The organism is Spirochaetota bacterium (assembly GCA_004297825.1).
Taxonomy (GTDB): domain Bacteria; phylum Spirochaetota; class UBA4802; order UBA4802; family UBA5368; genus FW300-bin19.
Genome location: SCSX01000036.1, coordinates 129,825 through 148,313, shown reverse-complemented (window position 1 = coordinate 148,313; position 18,489 = coordinate 129,825). Strand labels below are relative to the sequence as shown.

17 protein-coding genes are annotated in these 18,489 nt (G+C 59.7%); 9 read left to right on the top strand and 8 right to left on the bottom strand.

Going from position 1 to position 18,489, the window contains the following annotated elements:
• Positions 1–7: 7 nt before the first annotated feature.
• Positions 8–1,945 carry a cadherin-like beta sandwich domain-containing protein gene (locus EPN93_07600; protein ID TAL36682.1) on the bottom strand — a complete coding sequence of 646 codons (1,938 nt, stop codon included), beginning with the start codon at positions 1,943–1,945 and terminating at the stop codon, positions 8–10.
• 448 nt (positions 1,946–2,393) lie between these two features.
• Between EPN93_07600 and EPN93_07595 the strand changes: the two genes are divergently transcribed.
• A complete protein-coding gene (locus EPN93_07595; protein ID TAL36681.1) occupies positions 2,394–3,182 on the top strand; it encodes an IclR family transcriptional regulator in 789 nt (262 codons plus the stop codon).
• Between the two features lie 44 nt (positions 3,183–3,226).
• Here EPN93_07595 and EPN93_07590 read toward each other — a convergent pair whose 3' ends face one another.
• Entirely contained in the window at positions 3,227–3,520 is a 294-nt protein-coding gene (locus tag EPN93_07590) for a hypothetical protein (GenBank protein ID TAL36680.1), read from the bottom strand.
• A gap of 139 nt (positions 3,521–3,659) precedes the next feature.
• Entirely contained in the window at positions 3,660–5,828 is a 2,169-nt protein-coding gene (locus EPN93_07585; GenBank protein TAL36679.1) for a penicillin acylase family protein, read from the bottom strand.
• 119 nt (positions 5,829–5,947) lie between these two features.
• Between EPN93_07585 and EPN93_07580 the strand changes: the two genes are divergently transcribed.
• Positions 5,948–6,760 (top strand): protein-L-isoaspartate O-methyltransferase, encoded by an 813-nt coding sequence (locus EPN93_07580; GenBank protein ID TAL36678.1) that lies wholly within the window; start codon positions 5,948–5,950, stop codon positions 6,758–6,760.
• 48 nt (positions 6,761–6,808) lie between these two features.
• On the opposite strand, the gene EPN93_07575 is transcribed toward EPN93_07580, so the two are convergent.
• From EPN93_07575 to EPN93_07560, 4 genes are all read right to left on the bottom strand, one after another.
• Positions 6,809–7,255 (bottom strand): ORF6N domain-containing protein, encoded by a 447-nt coding sequence (locus EPN93_07575; GenBank protein ID TAL36677.1) that lies wholly within the window; start codon positions 7,253–7,255, stop codon positions 6,809–6,811.
• A gap of 191 nt (positions 7,256–7,446) precedes the next feature.
• Entirely contained in the window at positions 7,447–7,770 is a 324-nt protein-coding gene (locus EPN93_07570; protein ID TAL36676.1) for a hypothetical protein, read from the bottom strand.
• Complete coding sequence (locus tag EPN93_07565; protein TAL36675.1) at positions 7,767–8,498, bottom strand: class I SAM-dependent methyltransferase; 732 nt, start codon at positions 8,496–8,498, stop codon at positions 7,767–7,769. Before EPN93_07565 ends, EPN93_07570 begins: the two co-directional genes overlap by 4 nt.
• A complete protein-coding gene (locus EPN93_07560; protein TAL36674.1) occupies positions 8,495–9,493 on the bottom strand; it encodes a 2-hydroxyacyl-CoA dehydratase in 999 nt (332 codons plus the stop codon). Before EPN93_07560 ends, EPN93_07565 begins: the two co-directional genes overlap by 4 nt.
• 187 nt (positions 9,494–9,680) lie before the next feature.
• Between EPN93_07560 and EPN93_07555 the strand changes: the two genes are divergently transcribed.
• The 6 genes from EPN93_07555 to EPN93_07530 all read left to right on the top strand — a co-directional run bounded on the left by EPN93_07555 (position 9,681) and on the right by EPN93_07530 (position 15,151).
• Positions 9,681–10,496: a hypothetical protein gene (locus EPN93_07555; GenBank protein TAL36673.1), complete on the top strand. Its 816-nt coding sequence runs from the start codon at positions 9,681–9,683 to the stop codon at positions 10,494–10,496.
• 10 nt (positions 10,497–10,506) lie between these two features.
• Positions 10,507–11,358 carry a hypothetical protein gene (locus tag EPN93_07550; GenBank protein ID TAL36672.1) on the top strand — a complete coding sequence of 284 codons (852 nt, stop codon included), beginning with the start codon at positions 10,507–10,509 and terminating at the stop codon, positions 11,356–11,358.
• A gap of 74 nt (positions 11,359–11,432) precedes the next feature.
• Positions 11,433–12,725, top strand: coding sequence for an ATP-dependent 6-phosphofructokinase (locus tag EPN93_07545; protein ID TAL36671.1), 1,293 nt, complete (start codon positions 11,433–11,435; stop codon positions 12,723–12,725).
• A gap of 148 nt (positions 12,726–12,873) precedes the next feature.
• Positions 12,874–13,755, top strand: a complete 882-nt coding sequence (locus EPN93_07540; GenBank protein ID TAL36670.1) for an ABC transporter ATP-binding protein — start codon at positions 12,874–12,876, stop codon at positions 13,753–13,755.
• Positions 13,756–13,758: 3 nt separating this feature from the next.
• On the top strand, positions 13,759–14,796 hold the full coding sequence (locus tag EPN93_07535; protein ID TAL36669.1) for an ABC transporter permease: 1,038 nt from the start codon (positions 13,759–13,761) through the stop codon (positions 14,794–14,796).
• Between the two features lie 103 nt (positions 14,797–14,899).
• Positions 14,900–15,151: a hypothetical protein gene (locus EPN93_07530; protein TAL36668.1), complete on the top strand. Its 252-nt coding sequence runs from the start codon at positions 14,900–14,902 to the stop codon at positions 15,149–15,151.
• On the opposite strand, the gene EPN93_07525 is transcribed toward EPN93_07530, so the two are convergent.
• On the bottom strand, positions 15,141–17,729 hold the full coding sequence (locus EPN93_07525) for a hypothetical protein (GenBank protein ID TAL36667.1): 2,589 nt from the start codon (positions 17,727–17,729) through the stop codon (positions 15,141–15,143). The genes EPN93_07530 and EPN93_07525 overlap by 11 nt on opposite strands.
• A gap of 128 nt (positions 17,730–17,857) precedes the next feature.
• On the opposite strand from EPN93_07525, the gene EPN93_07520 reads away from it, so the two are divergent.
• Positions 17,858–18,487, top strand: a complete 630-nt coding sequence (locus tag EPN93_07520; protein TAL36666.1) for a TetR/AcrR family transcriptional regulator — start codon at positions 17,858–17,860, stop codon at positions 18,485–18,487.
• Positions 18,488–18,489 lie beyond the last annotated feature (2 nt).

Here is an 18,489-nt window from a genome sequence, read left to right as displayed (position 1 = left end):
GCCGGCCTCACAGCCCGTCGTCCCACGCGGCGCGCCAGTCGTATCCGGTACCGAACGGGTAGGGGGCGCTGCTCCCCTGGTAGAGAATCACCTGGTCCTCCCCCATGTAGTGGAAGGTCACGTAGGAATTCGGGTCCACGACCTTGTTCCCGTCGTCGATCACATAATGGAAGTCCACCGTGCCTATGGAATCCCCCCACGGCGTGGTGACGGCATACGTACCGGTCTGTATCCCGTCCTTCACGAACGCGCTCTGGAGTATGCCCTGGGTCTGGCCGTTCACCACGAAGCCGTCGTACGCGGCCGCGCCGCCGTTGTCGTTATACGGCACGCGGATCGTGAAACCCTCGCCGTCATGGTTCCCGTCCTTGTAATCCGTCAGGGTAAGCCGGTTCAGTATCTTGGTCCCCTCCGTATAACCCAGGTACCATTCGAGGTTTCCCGCCACGAGCCCCCCGATGTTCACCGTCTTGGTGGGGAGCTTGCTGCCGAACTTCGATTCCCACCGCGCAAAGGAATTGTTCATGAGCGGCGCATAAATTCCCCAGTAGAATTCCTCCATGTTCAGAAGCTTGACCGCGAGCGTGTAGGTCGCCGTGCTCGCCCCGTCCTCCGCGGTCACGGTGACGCCCACGTCGGTCACCAAGCCCTTCGTGAGGGAAACGCTCACCGTCTTCACGCCGGCGGCGTGCTCCCCGCTCCCGCCGTTAATGCTGATCGAGGAAACGTTCGGGTCCTGGGCGGTCACCGTGAGATCGATCGTTGCGCACGCGTAGACCACGGCCGCGTACGATGTGCGTTCCGCCTGAAAGCCGGCGGCATCCGGCGTGCCGAACGCGTGATAGAGGGGCCTCATGCTCGAATTGACCCCCGTCACGAACGCCATGGCCGAAAGCTTCGCGTTGGTGTTACCCGTCGTCTTCGTGATGGTGATCGTATAATCCCGTATAGTCGTCCCGTCCCCGCCGGTCACGCGCACCAGGAGCGAATTCGTGTCAAGCGGGAGGTCGATGGACGCGGGATCGGACACCGCGGCGCCATCAAGGAAATACGCGACCGTCGCCTCCGTCGACTGGGGCGTCGCCGTGACCCGGATGGGGACCATGGACGCGGAAACCGTCGCGGCGTAATCCGAATTGGCCGTGTCGCCGGGATCGAACGCCGGGGTGAGCGCGCTCACCCCGTCTATCGCGAGGACCGAGAGGTTCGCGTTGTCGCTCGCGCTGGAGCGGCGCAGAATTTTCAACGTATAGGAATCCGTACTCGCCCCGTCCGCTGCGGTAATCGCGATCACGATGATGTTCATGCCAATCACGAGATCCAAACAGGCCGGGTCGGTGACGGGTATATCGTTATGGGTGATTTCAACACAGGCCCCCAGCGCCTCCCAGGCCGCGGCGGCCGTGAGGCCCACCTGTTCCGCCTGTGTCTCCGCCGTGTATATCCGGGTCGCCGATGCCGCGTCGAAAGCCGGGTCGAGGCCGGTGATGCCGCTCACCGACAGCTCCCCGAGCGTCGCGCACTCGGTCTCTTCCGCGTTGCGTACAACGGTGATCCGGTAGGTGTGCGCGCTCCCGTCTTCCGCCGTTACCGCTATGATCAGCCGGTTGTCGTCTCCCACGTTCACCGTAAGGGAGGGCGATTCGGCCCCGCTCGCGAGCCTTTGCCCGTTCACCGTCATGACCGCCTTGCGGTGATCGAGCACCGGCGTAACGCGGATCGCGCTAACGCCGTTACGCACGGTGAGCGTGTAGGCGAAGTCCGATGGATTGAAGGGATAATTGAGCTCCCCCTCAGAGATCGCGAGTGTTTTAATGAGCGCGTCATCGCTCAACCCGCTCTCGAATTCGGTTATTTTGCCGCTGCCGTGATCGCAACCGGCGAGCGAGAGAAACACGAACGCGCCGGCCAGCACGCACGCGGAAAGACGCGTGAAAGAACGCATGGCACACCTCCGGGGTAGTTGCGTGAGACACGAGCCTGATTCGTCGGTATCGTCCGGCGAAGAATCCACATTTTATAATATTCGACAATGCCGAACGATATGCAACATTACCGAATAAACTTAACGTTGTCAAGAATTAATATTACTACATTTATAATTTTTGTCGTAATATTAGAAATACCGTTTTTTATTAACAGACTTGTTGCGAAGCTGCCGTCTCGCGCTCGCGGGGAACCCCTGCGGGAGATTTTAAGGCGCTTTGCCCCTTATACCCCGAAAAAAATTGAGTTATGCAACAAGTCTCGTATACGACGGAACGGAGAAACCGCACTGGACGAAGCATGCCGGCCGTTCCCGCGGCCGCGCCCGTGGAATACTTATTGCGCAAAGCAGGGGGCTGATATTATCTGGCGGTGGACGCCGCGTCGCGGCGTGAAGGGGCGCGTACATGACGAAGAAAGCGAACGGCGTCGTGAAGGGACAGATTCATTCGCTTATCAAGGCCGCCGATATACTGGAACTCTTTCTCAAGGAAAAGAAGCCGCTCGGCCTCGCCGATTTCGCCGAACGCCTGGAGATGCCCAAGACCACGATCCTGGGTTTCGTCAAGACCCTGGTCGCGATACATTTCCTGGAAAAAGACCCCATAACGCAGAAATACCGGCTGGGCCCCAAGATGCTGCAGCTGGGCCTGCGCTACATCACCAATACCGACGTCATCACCCTCGCAAAGATTTGGATGGAACGGCTGTGCCACAAGTTCAATGAAACCGTGAATACCGGCATACTCGTCGGCGACAGCGTGGTGGTCATTTTCAACGCCTCCCCCGAGAACGAATTCATGACCGTACCGCGCGCGGGCACGGCCATCCCGGCACATACCTCGTGCATCGGGAAAATGCTGTACGCGCACCTTTCACCGAAACGCCTGGAACGCATCCTTGAAACCTACGAGTTCATCCGCCTCACCGAAAACACGATCACGGACAGGGACGCCTTTCTAAGGGAGCTGGAGGAGGTGCGCCGGGAAAAGGTGAGCTTCGACCGGGAGGAAAACTTCAAGGGTCTCGCCGGGATCGGGGGGCCCGTCTACAATTACACCGGAAACCTGATCGCCGCGTTCGCCATAACCGGGAAGGCCGATACGATATACCGGAAACGGGAGCAGATTATAGAGGAGGTCAGGAGCTCGTCGGTGGAGATTTCACGGCAGCTCGGCTACCTCCCGGGCGAATAGGGCTCCGGGAATCCCTGCCGGACATGCATCCCGGCTCCCCGCAATTACGTAATCCCCCGCTGGTTTTTCTCATCCTTTCCTTTCAGCGCCTTCATCTGCCGGTTGAATTCATCGATATGCTGCATCCTTGCCAGGAATTCGGGCGAAGGGCGCGCGTCCCTTTTTCTCTTTACATTCTCGATGAGAAGCTTGCCCGCGAGCGCGCACCCGAGGAGTATCGCCATTGACATGAGCCTGCCGAAGAGGCCCGGGGGCAGTACCCCCCTGATCCCCAGTACAAAAATGATGATGAACCCTGCGGCAAAGCCCGGGAGCCAGAGCATCGGAATGCGGACCATGCGGACCTCCACGATGCGGAAACGATTTCATAAAACCGCAGCGGCGTCAATCGCTCTCAGGCGGCGGGGGCGGGGCGCCGATGCGCGCAGCGGCAGGGGAAGCGCCGTTATGCGGCATGCAAGCCGTGGGGCCCGTCCGTCACGAAAGCGTCTTGTATACCCCGTGCAGCCAGTTCTCCAGGTCGTTCGCGTACCATTTCGAGTAGCGCCTGTCGCTGGAGCCGCCGGCCATGTTCGTCTGGAGCGCGGCGGTCGCCATATCGGCGATCATGCGGAAGGACGGGCTGAAGCTGGTGAGGCGCCCGGCGCTCTTGAATATCTGTCCCTGGGGGATGGTCGCCCTGTTGCCGGGGAGCGATATCGGACCCCTGTCGAAGCCCAGGAAGAGGGGCAGCTTCCCCCCGAAGAGCAGGTGCGAAAACGTGAGACGGCGCGTCTGGCCCCACGGGACCGCCTTCACCGCAAGCCCCTCCGCGATCGCGATGCGGAAGAGCTCGTCCCTGCTTGAGTCCGCGTACCAGGAGGAGCGCGGGTTCATGAGGATGGTATCGAAATTCCCGTAGTAGTCGTTGAAGATGCCGGTTTCCTTGACGAGGTAATCTACGACCTCGCGGCCCATGCCGTGGTCGCCGAACACCACGCGCAGGAGCGCGAGATACACGGACTCGAAGAGCATCGCGCCGTGCGAATCGGGGGTGTAGACGCACTCCCAGTCGCGCAGGGCCGCCCCGTTCGCGCTGTCGGGCAGGAGCGGACGCAGCACCTTCATGAGCTCCTGCGCCTGGAGCGAGTAGAGGTCGAAATGCATCTTCTTCATGTAATCCGCGTTTATCACGCGCTTCTTTCGCAGGAGTTGCGCGATGCGCATGGAACGGTACGGCGCCATGGGAAGATTTATGGGCTTGTCCTTCCCCAGGTGGTTCAGGTCCTGGTTCGCCGTGACGATGTAGCCCTCGCGCGGGTTGTAGCTCGCAGGCAGCTTCGCGGCGGGAATGAAGCCCTTTGAATTGAACTTTTTGTCCCACGCCGGATGCGGTATAAGGCCGCTCACGCCCTTGGGGCGCCGGAAGGTCCTGCCGCTCATCTGGTAGCCGATATTTCCCTGGGTATCCGCGAGCACCCAGTTGAAGCTGAGCGCCTCCAGGCGGCGGAAGCATTCCATGCCCTCCCGCACGTTCTTCGCGAAGGGCAGGTTGAGAAATCCGTTGAACTCGCCCGCCCCGCAGCCCCGCGCCGCCGACCAGCAGAGCACCAGGCAGTGGCCGTCGCGGAACGGGTCCCCCTCGAGCAGCCCCAGGTCGTTCTCGTATACCTTCTCGACGACGGGCTCGCCCTTTTTCACCTTTATGATTTCCTCGCGCACCTTGAAGGGCTTCCACTGCGCGCCGCGCAGGTACTTGCCTTCCCTGCACTGCTCAACGCGGAAATCGACGGAGTCCATGAATGAATAGGTGGCCCCCCAGGAGAGAACATTCGAGCGCCCTATCGCGACGCCGGGCACGCCCGGAAGGCTCGCGCCCGCGAGGACGTTATCCGGAAGGCGCATCACGATCTCCTGCCATATGTTCGGCAGGCGGTTCACCTCGAGGTGCGGATCGTTGCAGAGAATTGGCTTCTTCGATTCGGTGAGCTTTCCGGATACCACCCAGTTGTTCGAGGCCATCATCTTGGGAAGCTTCGCGAGCCAGTGCGCAGCCGCGGGAACCAGGGGCGGCTCAAGGTGCACCTTTTTCAGGAGATCGGCGTCGATCTTGTCGGTCAGGTAGGGAAAGAGCTCGCCCAGTTTCTTCCGGGGAATGTCGTTGCGTATCATCTGGACGATGAGCCGCTCCATCGCGACCTGCGCGTCGCCCAGCCCCAGGTATCCCATGATCTTTCCCAGTATCAGGCTGTCCTTTATCTCCCAGGGCCCGGGCGCGTAGCCCATGAGCTTGAACTCCCATACCGGCCCGTTATCCGAAAGGCAGCGGTTATACCCGTCCCGGTAGGCCTCGAGCTGCGCCCTTACGTGCGGTTCCAGGCGCTTGACCTGTTCGTCGGGGTCGGGAAGGAAGTTCATGCGGCGCATGTAGCGGTCGATCTCCACCAGCTCCGGGTCCCCGGCCAGGCATTCCGCGGCGCGTCCCTGGAGGAGCACCCGCGTGAGGAGGGTCTGGAGCTGCCGGTCGTGGGCGTGCACCCATCCCTGCCCATACACGCAATCCTCTATGGTGCCGGCCGTCACCTCGGGAACGCCGTGTTTATTGCGCCGTATGCGCACGCTGCCGTTCGGCCCGGTCAGAACGAGTTCGTTGTCTTTGAGTTTCATGGTACGCCTCCCGTGGAAACGCTTCTCCCGGCCCGTCTGGGGACATGCACTGCAAGGAGTACTTCGGCATGATGCGGTGAGCTTCGAATGCGTGATGATAGTATTATGGAGAACCTGATATGTCAAGCGGTAAAGGACCGCCCGGACGGTCGCCCCCCTGTAGAGACGCGATTAATCGCGTCTCTACAGGGGGGCGTATTAAAATCTTGACAAGATATCCGCGCTTTTACATGGTATGGGGCGCCGCCGATACGCAATTCCCCGGCGGACGAACGCTTTTCACCAAAACCATGTACAAGAATAAAACCGATTTCCTGAAAAAGCTCAAGAAGCTGAAGGTCAAAAAGCCGATCATGGACGCCTACGAGGCCGTGGACCAGCGGCATTTTTTCGACGCCATGTTCCGCGACAGGTACTACGGCGACGAGCCCCTGCCCCTGGGATTCGGAGAAACGAGCGACCCGTTCGTCTCGCAGGCGCTCATGCTGAACCGGCTCGCGCCGCAGAAAAAATGGAGGGTGCTTGAGGTGGGAACCGGCTCCGGCTATTCCACCTCGCTCCTGGCCCACCTTACCGAGTACGTCGTGAGCATCGAGATCAATGAGGACCTCGCCCTGGTCGCGAAAAGGAACCTCGCGGCGGTTCACGTGAGCAACGTGCGCCTTTTCGCCGGCGACGGGACCGAGGCGAACCCCAAACTGGGCCAGTTCGACGCGGTCGTCGTATGGGCGGCGTGTATAAAGCGGCCCGTGTCGCTCATAAGTCGTGTCCGCTACGCCGGGAGAATGGTCTTCCCCATGGGCCCGCCGCACCAGCAGCAGATATCGCTGCTCATCAACCAGCCGAAGGAATCGACCGAGGAGCTCTTCCAGACGACCTTCCACGAGATGTGCCTGTTTACGCCGCTGTACGGGATGTTCGGGATCGGGTGAGTGCGGGTATTTTTCATCTCACCCGGCCGCCCCCTTATTTTTCGAATCTTATTTAAACCCTATTTTCCGCTTTTTTATCTTCGGTCCCGTTTCCATTAATCCGCGAATAGACTGAATTATCGCCTTGATCGCCTCATCATGGAGGCCAACCTTTCGTTCAAGCTCTTCAAACTTGCGCGACAGCTCTTTCCGGACGGAAAGAATTTCACGCAATTTGATAAAAGCCCGGACCACAAAGGTACTCATTTCGACGGCCCTTGGAGTATTTAAGATTGCCGCCAGCATGATTGCTCCGTGTTCCGTAAACGCGTGAGGGAGCGCTTTTGAAAATTTAAGCCGTGCGAGGTGGTCACAATTTGTGACCACCTCGTCCTTCTCTACTTCATTGAGCTGAAACATGAAGTCCGCGGGAAAACGTCCCGGATTACGTTTTACCGCCTGATTGAGAGCTTTCGTGGGGACACCGTATAATTCCGCGATATCAGCATCGATCATGACCCTCTGGCCGCGAATGAAGAGTATCCTGTTGTCTATCTTGTTTATGACACTGGTGCCCGCCACAGCTTACCGTCCTTGATGTCCTGCATTTTGTTCGCTATTGATCGCGTTGGAATTATTATGCCGATGGTACTGATACGTACACCATGTGATTTTCGAGTACACTTATTCCGGTATACCCCTATTTTTCATTCCCCCGTCTTATAACAATACCTGCACCCCATGATGAGAATCTTGGGCCCCTCGGCCGTTTTGAGCGGGGTCGCGTAGAGCCCCTCCATCTGTGTGAGGAGCGAGCCGCAAAGGGGGCACACGCGCTCGCCCGGGGCGCGCAGCCCCCGCTTCCCGAAGACCATGCGGGGGTCCACGGCGTCGGGCTCCGCCTTTTCCGCGCTGGCCGCGGATTTTTGCAAGCCACGGACCTTTTCCTTTCCCGACTCGTACAGCGTGAGAAGGTAGATGAAAATCGCGACCCCTATGACGAATCCCAGGAGATACAGGAGGTAGCTCACCGCGTCCTCCGCGTCACGAAATTCATCATGACCGTGTCCGCGCCGGGGGGCGAGAAGGTATAATCGCCGTATACGTCGAGTACCTTGAAGCCCTCCTTCGCCAGCAGCGCCGATACTTCCTTTTTGGAGTAAATGCGCTGCACGTGGGCCTCCACCGCGAACGGCACGCCCTTTCTCTTGAACTCGAGTGTCGAGACGACCTGCTTTTTCCTCTTGTCGTAGGTGTTGCTCCATTCGACCTCGGTCCCACGAATAGTATACCGCGTAACGCGCCCGTCGAAATAGGTCAGGATGTTGTGCTCCGTGGTGACGTCGAACATGAATACGCTCTTCGCGTGCATGGCTGCCCGCACGCAGCGGAGCACCTTCGCGAGCTCCCGCAAGGTCAGGAAATAATTCATGGTGTCGTGGACCGAGAAAATAAAGTCGAACTGCCGCGCGAGCGAGAAGCGCGTCATGTCCCCGCAGAAGATGCGGAAGTTCCTGAAGGCGCGCGCGCGCGCCACCCGGAGCATGTCGACCGACTTGTCCATGCCGTATATCTCGAAGTCGTCCTTCGAAAACTTGGCCCCGAATTTCCCCGTCCCGCAGCCCAGCTCCAGGATGGGTCCCGGGTCGCGCATGTACTGGAAAATGAGCGTGCGCAGGTAACGGTACCACTGGTCGTAGTCGACGTGGCGGAGTATGTAATCGTAGGCGAAGGCGAGCTCGGTGTAAGGCTCTTTCATGAGCGCCCCCGCGCGCGCACGAGCATGTCCGTGAAGGCCTCGATGCGTATTTTCATCGTCTCGGTCATCCGTGTGGGCAGATCGCCCTGGAGGGTGAGCACGGGGACGGAAAGCTTCGCGCGCAGCACGATGTCCTCGATCCCCCTGAAGCAGAACGCCTGTACATAGTGGACCAGTCCATCGATCCCCCGCGCCTTCACCTCTCGGGCGATGTCCTCCAGCCGCGCGTAGATGCCGTAGGGGTACGTGTAGTGGTGGTACGATTCCTCGATGCTTCCCGGCACCGGCAGGGTGAACTGGCGCTCGACCTCGCTGAACACGACGCGCGTCCCCTCGCGCTCGATCTGCGCGTACAAATCCTTCACGATGGGCGGGACCCCGAGCATCCCCATCCGGAGGCCTTGGGTCATGGGCTCGCGCGCGCCTACCTCCCGGATTTTTTCCTCAACCATGGCCGTGTAGGCGTCCGGATTTCCGTTGAAGTCGCTCGCCTGGAGCTGGACGAGGCGCACCTCCTCCCCAAACGCGCGGTTCTCCTTCCATAAAAGCTCGTCCAGCCGGTGAACGCGCGCGCGCACGGCGTCGAGCCGCGCCTTCACACGCTCCGCCTCGTCCATGGCCGCCCCCAGCCGCGCCGCGAAGTTCGCGAGCGCGCCGCGCAGGGCTTCACGGTCGCGCTCGTACGGATACGAGAAGGGTATCACCTCCACGCCCCGGTGCGCGAGCACCTCCATGAGTGCCTGCGTCTCCGCGCAATCCCCCCCGCACACCCCCACCACGCGCCGGATGCCGTGCTCCATGATCGCGCCGTAAAGCCCGCATATCCAGCTGCACGTCGTGTCGGGAAAGCCGTCCATCTTCGCGCGCCGCACCAGGGCCGCGGGATCGGGCGCCGCGATGAAGAGGTTGTTGACGTCCACGGGCACGAGTCCCGCCGCGAATATGATCTCCGCGGGCACCGTGGAGGTGATGCCAATCCTCGCGTCCGTCGTCATGGGGTATATTCCCGGGCCGTCATGCGTACTATTAGTGAAAGCGGGGCCGGTTTTTTCAAAGACTTTTTATCGGGGGCCGATTCTCCCTGCTCCCGTTCAGCGGCGCCGTGGGTTGCCCGAACAAATGATTGACTTTTCCCCGGCCGGGGGCTTCCATCGGCGTATTATTCTATCGGCGGAAAAAATAATGCAGGATGAACCACGGGCCGCGCTCGAATATTACACGCTCATGATCGACCACCTTCGCGAAGGGGGCTGCTCCCCCCACAGGGTGCGGGCGCTCGAATCGCGGCTGAAGCTCCGCGAACAAACCGGGACCCAGGCGAAGCTCCAGGAGAAACTCGAGGAGCTCAACATGCTCCACGAACCCGCCCTTGCCGCGCGGCTCGACGAGCTGTACGCCAAAGAAAGGGCGGCGCGCGAATCCGGCGACGACGAATTCGCCCGGCTCTGCGCCCAGGCCATGGATGCGACCGGCGCCGTCCAGGACCTGAACGCCCTCCACACGGCCACCGTGCACTGGGACGAAAAAATCAGGGAGTTCCTGGAAGCCCGGGAGGATTTATTGTACGCGCTCACCGGGGCGCTCATGTGCTGGGCGGACCTGAAAAGCCTGCACGACGCGGATCGTGATCGCGTTCCCGCCCTCTTGGGACTGCGCGAGATGTGCGAGAAGATCGAGGCCGCGGGCTTCACGGCGGGCGGGCTCCTCGCGCACCCGTGGTACCGCGCGCACCTCACGGGCGCCAATGCACTGCCGCCTGTGACGGACCGCGAAATAGACGGCATGCGCGGCTGGCCCGATATCGACCCCGCGGCGGTCGCGGAGATCCGCGCGAAGGTCGCCGATTCGCTTAAGGATCTCCAGGGACGCGGGTCCGCGCTCGTACGCCTCGCCGCCGCCGAAGAGGCGCGCACGCTCCCGCGCGAATACCTCGCGATCGCCCCCGACGACGCGCCGGGGCCGTACACGTACGTGAAAACCTGGGAAGCGAAAGGATAGGGAAACCGGGGTGGACGAACAACTGAAAAAACTGCTCTCCGGATACGCCGCGGGCTACGAGGCGGTCAGGGACCAGCCGCATATGCGGCGGACGCGTGCCGTCTACGAGGAGCTTTTCGCGCTCGCGGAAAAATCGGACGGCCTTTCCGTATTCCAGCGCGACGCCGAGCGGCTCCGCATGGCCGCCCGCATCACCGCGGAGCCGGTCTACGACACCTATTCCTTGCAGCGCGAGAAGCACGATCCCAACGAAACCCCGCTCCGGGACCGGGAGGAATCGGTCATGCGCGCCGCGAGCTCGTCGCGCTCGCCCGACGAGCTCGCGTATCTCGTAGAGCTCGAGATGGCGCGCGCCAAGAAGGAGATCGCGCGCGATTCGTTCTTCCAATATCTGGTCGTCTCCCTCGCGAACAGGCTTTTCTCCTACAACATTGGGAAGGCGAACGCCCGGGTAAGCCCCCGCGACTACCTGGGCCCGTTCATCATGGTGCGGGAGGAGATCGCGAAGAGCTACCGCTACATGGAGCATGCCTTCGGCCTGGGCTGGGACGCGATCACGGGCACGCCCCGGTATCTCAAATGGCTGCTGAACTTTCAGCCCCTTTCAGCGGACACCACGCGCGTGTATTCCGCGCTCGATCCGGGGAACCTTGAGTGGATGCGCGAGGCGCTTTTTGAAGAGATATTGTCGGATAAATCGGCGGCCGGGATTCTGATGCGCGTATCGGACCATGTATTCAACCCTTCGCCGGACGAAACGGAAGCGAAGGCCGCGCGCGCGAAAACCGTCGCCGCCGCCTGGGACCACATCAAGAAATACCCCTGGGCAGACCGGGAAAAACTGCAAAACGCAGACTATTAAATAAAGAACATGCGTCGCGGCCGATGCCGCGCCGCATTCACATAGAGAAAACCACGCATACGGGGAGAAACACAATGCTTGAAATCCAGGACACCCAGGTCGATCGTCTCGGGGAGTGTGCGATCGACACACCGCTCAGGATCCCCAAGTTCATCGACGAGGGACAGCGCATCGTCGTCGACGTCGATTACGAGAGCCTTCGAAAATCGATCGCCGGGAACGGCGACACCGCCTCGTTCGAGAACGCGGGTCCCCGCAGGAAGATATTTTTCGACCCCGCAAATACTCGGGCGGCCATCGTCACCTGCGGGGGACTGTGTCCCGGCATCAACAACGTGATACGGGGCATCGTCCTCGAGCTCTTCCATCAGTACAAGGTTAAATCGATCTACGGCGTGCGTTACGGCTTCGAGGGCCTCATCCCCAAGTTCGGCCACGGGTTTATGACGCTCACCCCCGAGGTCGTTGAAAACCTGCACATCGAGGGCGGCACCCTGCTGGGATCGTCCCGCGGAAACCAGAACATCGAAGAGATGGTCGACACGCTCGAAGCGAACTACATCTCCATCCTCTTCACTATCGGCGGGGACGGCACCCTGCGCGGCACGCAGGCCATCTATGAGGAGATCGCAAAGCGCGGGCTCAAAATCTCCATCGTGGGGGTGCCCAAGACGATCGACAACGACATCTCCTATGTCGATCGCACCTTCGGTTTCGAAACCGCGGTGAGCACGGCCACCCCCGTGCTCTACAGCGCCCACGCCGAGGCGAAGGGCGCGCGCAACGGCATCGGCCTCGTGAAGGTGATGGGGCGCGATTCCGGGTTTATCGCCGCGACCACCGCGATCGCGTCGAACGTGGTGAATTACGTGCTCATCCCGGAGGCCCCCTTCCGGCTCCACGGGCCCGGCGGTTTCCTGGAGCACCTGCACCACCGGCTCGTCACCAAGAAGCATGCCGTGATACTCGCCGCCGAGGGCGCCGGGCAGGAATACTTCGAGGGGCTCAACGAATTCGACGCATCGGGCAACAAGAAGAAGGGCGATATCGGCACCTATCTCAGGGACCAGATAACCGGTTATTTCAAGGAAAAGAACACCCACATAAATCTAAAATATATCGACCCCAGCTATATCATACGAAGCGTGCCCGCGTCCCCGGACGACGCCGTATTCTGCATAATGCTCGCCCAGAACGCGGTACACGGCGCGATGTCCGGCAGGAGCGGCTTCCTGGTGGGAAGATGGAACAAGTTCTTTACCTTCATCCCCCTCAAGCTCGCGACGAAGACGCGCAAGAAGGTGGATCCCAAGGGATACCTGTGGTCCATCGTAAAGGAAACCACCGGGCAGGAGGATTTCACATAACGTCCCAGGGCGCGGCGGGAAGGGGACGCGGCTTTCCGCGTATTAGCCTTGACAATCATGCGCGGTTTATCTTATTTATACCTTCAGGCGGGCGTATCCCCGCCGCGCGGGCGGCTTAATCCGCTTTAAGGCTACTACAACGGTAACGATGAACATACTGGAAATACAGGACCTGGTCAAACATTTCCCCGAGGTAAAAGCGGTGGACGGAATCAGCTTCTCCATTCGCGCGGGAAGCTGCTTCGGGCTGCTGGGGCCCAACGGGGCGGGAAAGACGACCTCGATCGAGGTGATCGAGGGCATACAGAAACGGACCTCGGGCGAAATCCTCTACAAGGGCTCCCGGCGCGGGCCCTCGTTCAAGCAGGAGGTGGGCATCCAGCTGCAGAACACCGAGCTCCCCCAGTACCTGAGCGTGCGGGAGACGCTGGAGTTTTTCAGGAAACTCTACGAACGGAGGGCGGACTTCGCCTGGCTCGTGGAGATATGCAGGCTCGAGGAGATCATCGACCGCGACAACTGGAAGATATCGGGCGGGCAGAAGCAGAGGCTCCTGCTCGCCATCGCCCTGGCGAACGACCCCGATCTCGTATTCCTTGACGAACCCACGACGGGGCTCGATCCGCAGGCGCGCAGGCACCTCTGGGAGATCGTCCGGCAGATACAGGCGCAGGGAAAGACCGTGATCCTCACCACGCACTATATGGAAGAGGCACAAATACTGTGCGACGAGATCGCGATCATGGACCACGGCAAGATCGTCGCCCTGGGCTCGCCCGAAGAGCTCCTGCGCATCCACGCCCAGGGTTCCACGATCGTGCTGAACGGGCCCATCGACGAGAAAGCCCTGGGGGGCATCGCCTGCGCATGGAGCCGCGAGGAGGACCGTATCGAAATACGTACCCTTACCGTGAACGACTGCCTTCGCGAGCTTATAAAGCACGACGTCGACCTCACCGGCATGACCATACGCTCGCAGAACCTCGAGGATATATTTCTCATCCTCACGGGACACACGCTCAGGGGGTAAGAAATGCTCGGGAGAATGTGGACGATATTCGTCGCGCGCAACAAAGAGTTCTACCGCGACCGGTCGGCGTTCGGGTGGAACATACTGTTCCCCTTTCTCGTGATCATCGGCTTCAGCTTCCTGTTCAACCAGGACCGGCAGGCGATGTTCAAGGTAGGCGTCATCACAACTCCCGGCGCGATAGTAAGCCCCGTGCAGGCGGCGCGGTTCGAGGAGTTCAGAAAAACGCATTTCCTGGAATTCGTGGAGCTCGCGTCCGCGGACGAGGCGATCTCGAAGCTCCAGCACCACCGCATCGATATGCTCGTGGACCCCACCGCCGGCGAGTACTGGGTGAGCCGCTCCTCGCCCAAGGGTTACATTACCGAGAAGCTCCTGGGAACGGGCGCCGCGGCCGACACGGCGAACTTCAAAAAGCGCGAAGTCGAGGGGTTTGATATACCCTACGTGGAATGGATGTTCCCCGGCATACTGGGCATGAACATGATGTTCAGCGCGCTCTTCGGCGTGGGCTACGTCGTGGTACGTTACCGTAAGAACGGGGCGCTCAAGCGCCTGTCCGTGGCCCCGCTCTCCCCCTTCGAGTTTCTCACCGCGCAGATAATCTCGCGCATGGTGATTCTCATCGTCACGACCGCGATCGTGTACGCGGGCTGCGCGCTCATGTACGGGTTCCAATGCCGCGGATCGTACGCCTCGCTCGCCTTCGTATTCGCCCTGGGGGGATTTTCCATGATCTCGCTCGGGCTCCTCATCGCGGCGCGCAGCGCCAGCGAGGAATTCGCGGGGGGCGTGCTCAACGTCCTGTCGTGGCCCATGATGTTTCTCTCCGAGGTCTGGTTCTCGCTCGAGGGCGCGAAGCCCTGGGTGAAGGGCCTCGCGAAAATATTTCCCCTCTCGCACATGGTGGATTGCGCCCGCCGCATCATGAACGACGGCACACCCCTGCACGAAATGCTCCCCCAGGTGGCGGTGCTCGCGGGATCGTCGGTGCTCTTCCTCGCGCTGGGTTCGCTCCTGTTCCAGTGGCAGAAGAAGTAACCGGCCGTGAATCGGGATACCGCCGTTGTCGAATAAATAGCTTGATTTCTCCGGCAGATATGATTATTTTGAACCAAACTAGATCAATAATGGTTCAAATGTCATGAAATCAATCACCATTCACAACCTTGAAGACTCCCTTGAGTCGATTATTAGGGAAAAATCAAGGACCCAGGGAACCAGCCTCAACAGGACCATCCAATCCCTTCTAAAACAGGCACTCGGGCTCAGTGAGAAAAACCCCAACAACCACAGGAACGATTTTCTCGATCTGTTCGGTGTCTGGAGCCGGAATGACCTGGACGATTTTACCCGGCGCACAGCTGAATTCGATAAAATAGACATCACAACTTGAGTTCACCCCGCGCCGCGGGATACGTGTCTACCATGTAATATGCGCGCACCTCGCCTTTCACCTCCCCGGCATCATACTCGACGCTCACCCTGGTCACCCTTCCCGCGGTATCGGCCTCGACGATTGTGCGCTTGGTGTAGTAGAGGGGAAAGGCCTTCCCGGTCTTTACATCGATCAGCAGCAGGCTGAAGACGTGGTCGCCCTTTTTGAGCTGCCCGCCCGTCACCGTCGCCGATGCGGACGTTTCCCCCGCCCTGAACTCTATCGTCCCCGCGCCGGCTGGGGCCGTTTCATACCCTCTGCCGTGAAGCGCCATGGTGAGCCCGCCGAACACTGCCATGTGGCCCGTTTCATATTCGGACATCCCCATGAGTTTGAGGAAGCGCCCGTAATGCTCGATCTCGTCGCATTTCGCGATTGCGTTCAGTACCGGGGAACGGTCTATGGCGCCGCTCAGGGGATTCGCATGCGCCGCAATTCTATAAAAGCCGAACGGCATGTCCCAGGAGCCCACGAAGTTAACCTTGAACCCGTCGTAATTATAAAAGGTCAGCAGCCCTCCCCTGTACTCCAGGGTGAGCGGAAATCGCGCCGCCAGGGTCGGGTCCACCACGGTGGCATCGCCCTGCAATTTGCCGGGAATCACCCACACCAGGATTCTGCCATCAACGGCCTCCACTGCCCCGCCTAAATAATGGATGGAATCGAATCCGATCTGGTTCCACGAGGGAAGCATCACGGGATTGGGCGCCGCGAATCTCTTGAACTCGAACACCGTCGACGGATCGCCCGTCGATACGGGTATCTTGTACGGCTGCGCGGCTTCCCGGTATCCCGGCACCGCGAACCGGTAGCTGACGTCGAACGAGCCGCCCCTGGAGCCCCTGAAGAACTTGAGTCCAAAGCGACTCATGTTCGTCTTGTAGTCGCCTTTAATCTCCACGGTAATTATTCCCCCATCCGGTCCCGTCCAGGTTTCACGAGGCGTCATCATGAAGAAATGGCCGTCGGCGGATATCTTTGCCTCCATCCTGGGATTCCCCGTCACCGAAATTTTCAGCGTGTCCCGGTCGATGACGGCCTTGACGGTATCGCCCTTCTCCCTGACGAAAAGCGAAAACGCGAGCGCCTGGTTGGCGTCAATTTCCCGGGGAGGCTGTACCTGCAGCCCGCCGAAATTGGACGTATAGATCATGTACGCCCCCTCCGGGGAAAGCACCTCCCCCGGGCCCAGGGTGCATCGGGGATCGTTTTTGCCGATCGGGCCCAGGGGATAATCGTACGGCACGAAAAATACGCCGCCGTTTTCCCCCGCGATAAACACGCCCGTTTTTCCCAGGGCCGGTGAGGAATTCAAATCGTTGCGCTCCTCATCTATGCAGAGATAGGCCCAGCGCAGCGTGCCTTCAGCATTCAGGCAGAAGAGGCGTCCCTCGCCGGAGCCCACATAGATGCGATCGTTTCCGTCTACGGCGGGCGAAGAGCGTATGGGCTCCAGCGTATCGAACGCCCACTTGATTTCGCCGGTGGACGGCTCCAGCGCGTAGACGGTGCCGTCGGTGGAAGGCTGGATGATCGTACCGTCGGACAACTGGGCGGGACTGGAGTAGATATGCCCCCGCAGGCCCTGCTGCCACAAATGCTTTCCGTCCGTCTGGGTATAGGCGCGCACATAGCCGTCGAATCCGCCCAGCACCACGGCGCCCCGCCGGTCGGTGGAGGTTAAAAGCGGCGACGCGACATTGGAGCCCCAGCGACCGTTCGTCCATTCGGTTTCGCCGGCGGCCGTATCGACGCAGTAGACGTTTTTAAGGGCCATATACTGGGAGCCGTAAAATATCCTGCCTGTGTTCACGTTCACGGCCGGAAGCGACCACATGAGCTCGTTGCCCAGGTATTCGGCCTTCTTCTTCCCGGTTTCACGGTCTATCGTGTAGACCAGGAAATTGTCGTTGGGGGCGACGATAGTGCCGTCCTTGAGCATGGCGATATTCGCCTCGAACCAGTCCACGTTGTAGGATTTTATGCCGTAACGCTTTTCGACCTCGGCAACGGGATCGGCCTTGAACGTCCAAACCAGCGCCGCGTTTTTCCGCTCAAGGCAGTAGATATGGGCATCGCCGGAGCCGAAGTATATCCGACCCCTGTCGTCCAGCAGCGCCGAGGAATCGATCACCTCGCCGGTCCTGAATTTCCATTTCAGGGAACCGTCTTTGTGTATCGCATAGAAATAATGGTCGGCCGAACCAATGTAGACTGCATCGTTGGCGTCCACCACACCGCTGCTGAATACGCCCTTCCCGGTCCGGAAAGTCCACGGCCGCAAAGCAGGATCGACAATGGGTTTCACCTGGCTGCGGCCGTTCTGGGGCGCATTGTTACGAAACTTTGGCCAGGGGCTGGCGGGATCGAGCGGGATGTCGTAGGCATACCCGGCGCGCGCCGCGGCGAGCTTGTCAGGCAAGAAGACATGACTGCCGAAAGGCACGGAAGAAGAAACAAGGTAGAGCCCAATAATGAAAACGAACGCGATTGCAATCTTCCATTTGAATATCTTCAACTTGTTTACCAGATCCATCTCGACCCCCCTGAAAATGTCGCTAAAATAACTAAATGAACATTTATTTATTATGTCAATAAAAAAATTGTGATTTACTTATTTTCAAACTGCCGGATAAAGATCATATATTCCGACTGGAGCCCCACATGAACAAGCTGCGCGCCCGATCCGATTCCGAAAAGCAGGTCCGGAAGGACAAAATACTCCAATCCGCGAAGAAAGTATTCTCGCTGCACGGCTACCAGCCCACCACCATCAAGATGATCACCGAGGACGCGCGCCTGAGCCCCGCCTCGTTTTATCTTTACTATGAAAGCAAGCTGGAGGCCTATCGCGCGCTCAATCTTATGGGGATCGATATACTGGAAAAAATGATCACGGAATCCCTCGGCAAACAGTCCCCCGGCGCCGCAAAGAGGCTCAGGGCGGTGTCCGGCGCCTATTTCAGGTTTTTCACGGAGGAAAGGGACCTCTACAACATCATCGCGATCAATCACCTGGGGGTAAGGGAATTTTTCTCCGACCTGGACATGGTCCCGGTGCTTGAGGGAAGGACGAAGGTGCTGCTGGACCTTGTGGCGTCGATAATCGGTGAGGGGATAAAATCGGGTGAATTCCGGAAGGTCGATCCGTGGAAAACGGCGGTGACCCTGTGGGGAATGATGGACGGCGTGCTGATCCTTGAGGTCAAACAAAGCGTGGGATACGTTGACGCAACGATTGAAGAACTGCTGCGGCACATGATGGACCTCGTGCTGAAGGCGCTCGAGGCGTAAGA

What these genes read in the sequence shown, in the direction of transcription:
- EPN93_07600 (TAL36682.1), bottom strand. Translation starts at nt 1,945, where the DNA reads ATGCGTTCTTTCACGCGTCTTTCCGCGTGCGTGCTGGCCGGCGCGTTC.
- EPN93_07595 (TAL36681.1), top strand. Translation starts at nt 2,394, where the DNA reads ATGACGAAGAAAGCGAACGGCGTCGTGAAGGGACAGATTCATTCGCTT.
- EPN93_07590 (TAL36680.1), bottom strand. Translation starts at nt 3,520, where the DNA reads ATGGTCCGCATTCCGATGCTCTGGCTCCCGGGCTTTGCCGCAGGGTTC.
- EPN93_07585 (TAL36679.1), bottom strand. Translation starts at nt 5,828, where the DNA reads ATGAAACTCAAAGACAACGAACTCGTTCTGACCGGGCCGAACGGCAGC.
- EPN93_07580 (TAL36678.1), top strand. Translation starts at nt 5,948, where the DNA reads ATGTCAAGCGGTAAAGGACCGCCCGGACGGTCGCCCCCCTGTAGAGAC.
- EPN93_07575 (TAL36677.1), bottom strand. Translation starts at nt 7,255, where the DNA reads ATGATCGATGCTGATATCGCGGAATTATACGGTGTCCCCACGAAAGCT.
- EPN93_07565 (TAL36675.1), bottom strand. Translation starts at nt 8,498, where the DNA reads ATGAAAGAGCCTTACACCGAGCTCGCCTTCGCCTACGATTACATACTC.
- EPN93_07560 (TAL36674.1), bottom strand. Translation starts at nt 9,493, where the DNA reads ATGACGACGGACGCGAGGATTGGCATCACCTCCACGGTGCCCGCGGAG.
- EPN93_07555 (TAL36673.1), top strand. Translation starts at nt 9,681, where the DNA reads ATGCAGGATGAACCACGGGCCGCGCTCGAATATTACACGCTCATGATC.
- EPN93_07545 (TAL36671.1), top strand. Translation starts at nt 11,433, where the DNA reads ATGCTTGAAATCCAGGACACCCAGGTCGATCGTCTCGGGGAGTGTGCG.
- EPN93_07540 (TAL36670.1), top strand. Translation starts at nt 12,874, where the DNA reads ATGAACATACTGGAAATACAGGACCTGGTCAAACATTTCCCCGAGGTA.
- EPN93_07535 (TAL36669.1), top strand. Translation starts at nt 13,759, where the DNA reads ATGCTCGGGAGAATGTGGACGATATTCGTCGCGCGCAACAAAGAGTTC.
- EPN93_07530 (TAL36668.1), top strand. Translation starts at nt 14,900, where the DNA reads ATGAAATCAATCACCATTCACAACCTTGAAGACTCCCTTGAGTCGATT.
- EPN93_07525 (TAL36667.1), bottom strand. Translation starts at nt 17,729, where the DNA reads ATGGATCTGGTAAACAAGTTGAAGATATTCAAATGGAAGATTGCAATC.
- EPN93_07520 (TAL36666.1), top strand. Translation starts at nt 17,858, where the DNA reads ATGAACAAGCTGCGCGCCCGATCCGATTCCGAAAAGCAGGTCCGGAAG.